The sequence below is a fragment of the Myxococcus vastator genome, assembly GCF_010894475.1.
GTDB lineage: Bacteria > Myxococcota > Myxococcia > Myxococcales > Myxococcaceae > Myxococcus > Myxococcus vastator.
The window spans coordinates 1-2834 of record NZ_JAAIYB010000702.1; the positions used below are offsets into that span (position 1 = coordinate 1).

2 protein-coding genes are annotated in these 2834 nt (G+C 70.0%); both read right to left on the reverse strand.

Annotated elements, in window-relative coordinates; all coding sequences use genetic code 11:
* Positions 1-105 precede the first annotated feature (105 nt).
* On the reverse strand, positions 106-1581 hold the full coding sequence (locus G4D87_RS36265) for a hypothetical protein (protein ID WP_163787369.1): 1476 nt from the start codon (positions 1579-1581) through the stop codon (positions 106-108).
* 6 nt (positions 1582-1587) lie between these two features.
* The gene (ruvB, locus tag G4D87_RS36270) at positions 1588-2619 is read right to left on the reverse strand and encodes a Holliday junction branch migration DNA helicase RuvB (protein WP_011554947.1); all 1032 of its coding nucleotides are present in this window, start codon (positions 2617-2619) and stop codon (positions 1588-1590) included.
* Positions 2620-2834: the final 215 nt, after the last annotated feature.

Consider the following 2834-nt stretch of genomic DNA (forward strand, 5'->3'; position numbering starts at 1 on the left):
CGTCCATAGCGCAAGGAACTCAACGACGCAAACACCCGCAGTGACAACGCCCCATACACAGGGACTGTCATGCGGGGTGGCCCGTCGCACCACGACCGGGCTGTATCAGCGTGCGGGGGTGGTGAGGAACCTGTCCCGCAGGGCCTCTGCATCCGGCCGATCAAAGCCCCGGCCCTGGAGGTGGGTGCGGCGGCTGACGGCGTGGAAGGTGGACTCCAGTGTCTGGATGAAGCGCCGCAGGTCCTCGCCGAGCCGGGCGCGGATGCCAGGCCCTTCCGGCGGCCAGGGCAGCTCCACCAGCAGCGAGGTGAAGCGGTCGAAGGCGTCGTAGTCGCCGTAGCGCAGCAGCTGATAGCCGCCGTCGTGGAAGTAGCCCAGGAAGTCCTTGAGGGCGTCCAGCGCGCGCTCGGCGGCGGGGACGTCCTCGGCGCGCAGGTGGGACTCCGCGGCGCGGCACAGCTGGGCGTATACCCACAGGTCCTTGCGCAGGCGCAGCGCCGCCTCCTGCGGGCTCATCAGCTCGTCGAAGACGCCGTCGGCCAGGCCCCCGTTGGGCGCCAGCGCCTCCACCAGCGCCACCACCTGCGTGCGCAGCACCGCCGTGAAGGCGGCCGCGGCGCGCAGCGGGGCTTCCGCGTCGCGGTCCAGGTTGACCAGCACCTCGCGGGCCACGCGCTCCGTCTCCCGGGCGATGTCACGGGCGGCGCGCAGCGTGGCGGCCTGCAGGGACTTGGAGCCGGCCTTCGGAGACAGCTCCGAGTGCATCCACGACGCCAGCGCGGTGGCCTCGCTGCGCACCAGCGCCAGCAGCACGCGCACGCGGCGGGAGAAGGGCGGCTGCTCCTCCTCGTCCACATAGGCCAGGTAGTGCAGCAGCCGGAAGAGGCCCAGGAAGGCGGTGGTGAAGGCGGTGCGCTGCTCCTCCTGGAGGGAGACCAGCGTGTCCAGCAGCCGCACCGAGCGGAGCCGGTCGTATTCGACGCGGAACTCCAGCGGGCGGAAGGGACGGAAGTAGCGGTTGAGGACGATTTCCCGCAGGGACAGCTTGCCCACGTCCTGGAACAGGCCGAGGTTCGCCGCCGGCAGCTTGAGCAGGTGGTCCAGCAGGTTCTTCAGCGCGTCGAAGGCCTCGCGCAGCACGAAGAGGCTTTCGGGCGGCGTCTCCTGGTCCAGCTGCTCTTCGATGAGCGCGCGCCGGACGCGGTCGTCCGCGAGCTGGGTCTCCACGTACTTGCGGAAGACCATCTTCTGGTCGCTGTCCGGGTCCTGCAGGTGGCGCGCGACGCGGATGGCGCGGTCCATGGCGTCGCGCACGTCCGCCAGCTCCTCGCGGAAGTCACGCGTGACGAGCGGCCTGTCGCGGGCGTCCACCACCGTGTTGAGGTTGAGGTAGCGCTCCACCGCGCGCAGCAGCATCTCGAACTCGAACAGCAGCTCCTCCCGCCCCTCCACGGGCACGCCCCGCAGCCAGCGCTCGCGTTCGGCGAGGAAGCCGGCGCGCGACGTCTGGGAGGCGCGCATCAGGTCGGCGTAGAAGTCGCGGGGGACGTGGGGCGACGAGGAAGGCGTGTCCTGGCTCATGGCATCTCAGAAGAGGCTGCCCTGGGGCGTGGGCGGTGGTTGCTTCTTGAAATACTGGTACGTGCGATGCGTGGCCATCCGGCCCCGCGGCGTGCGCTGGAGGAAGCCTTCCTGCATCAGGAAGGGCTCGTACACGTCTTCAATGGTATCGCGCTGCTCGCCCACGCTGGCGGCGATGGTCTCCACGCCCACCGGGCCGCCGCCGAACTTGTCGAGGATGGTCAGCAGAATCTTGCGGTCCATGGAGTCCAGGCCGCTGGCGTCCACCCCGAGCCGGTCCAGCGACTTCTGCGCCAGCTCCAGGGTGATTCTGCCATTGCCTTCGACCTCCGCGAAGTCACGCAGCCGGCGCAGCAGCCGGTTGGTGATGCGCGGCGTGCCCCGCGAGCGGCTGGCCACCTCGCGCGCGGCGTCCTTGTCCAGGGGAATGCCCAGGATGCGCGCGGAGCGGTGGAGGATGCTCTCCAGCGCCTTGGCGTCGTAGTACTCCAGCCGCTCCTGAATCTGGAAGCGGTCGCGCAGCGGCGAGGTGAGCAGGCCGGTGCGCGTGGTGGCGCCAATCAACGTGAAGGGCGGCAAGTCAATCTTCATCGCCCGGGCGGCGGGCCCGGTGTCGATGGTGATGTCCAGCCGGAAGTCCTCCATGGCCGGGTAGAGGTATTCCTCCACGGCGGCGTTGAGGCGGTGGATTTCATCGATGAAGAGCACGTCGCGCGCGTCGAGGTTGGTGAGCAGGCCCGCCAGGTCCCCCTTGCGCTCCAGGGCGGGGCCGCTGGTGACGTGGATGCCCACGCCCAGCTCGTTCGCGATGATGTGCGCCAGCGACGTCTTGCCCAGGCCCGGCGGGCCGGAGAACAGGCAGTGGTCCAGGGCCTCGCCCCGGCTGCGCGCGGCCTGCACGTAGACCTTGAGCTTCTCGACGACGGGCCCCTGGCCCACGTACTCGTCGAACGAGCGCGGACGCAGGGAAGCCTCGAGCCGGACGTCCTCGGGCAGGACGTCTTCCGAGAGTGTGTCGGACTTCCTCGCCATGACCATCCGGACCCTATACAGGAAGGCCGCGCGTGTCGCCGCACATCTGGCGGCGATACACTCCGTGGGCCGCCGGGCCCGCCAGCCAGGCGGGCGCGGGCAGGGGAAGGTGGGCCCCTCTCCCGGCGTTCCTGGCACAGCCCCCGCCGACACTCCGAGGCGATTGAAGTGCGCCTGCCGTGTGCGAGAGTCGAGCCTGGAGACCGCATGAACCCGAGCCC

Coding starts and splice junctions, on each gene's coding strand:
- ruvB (WP_011554947.1), bottom strand. CDS start 2,619: ATGGTCATGGCGAGGAAGTCCGACACACTCTCGGAAGACGTCCTGCCC.
- G4D87_RS36265 (WP_163787369.1), bottom strand. CDS start 1,581: ATGAGCCAGGACACGCCTTCCTCGTCGCCCCACGTCCCCCGCGACTTC.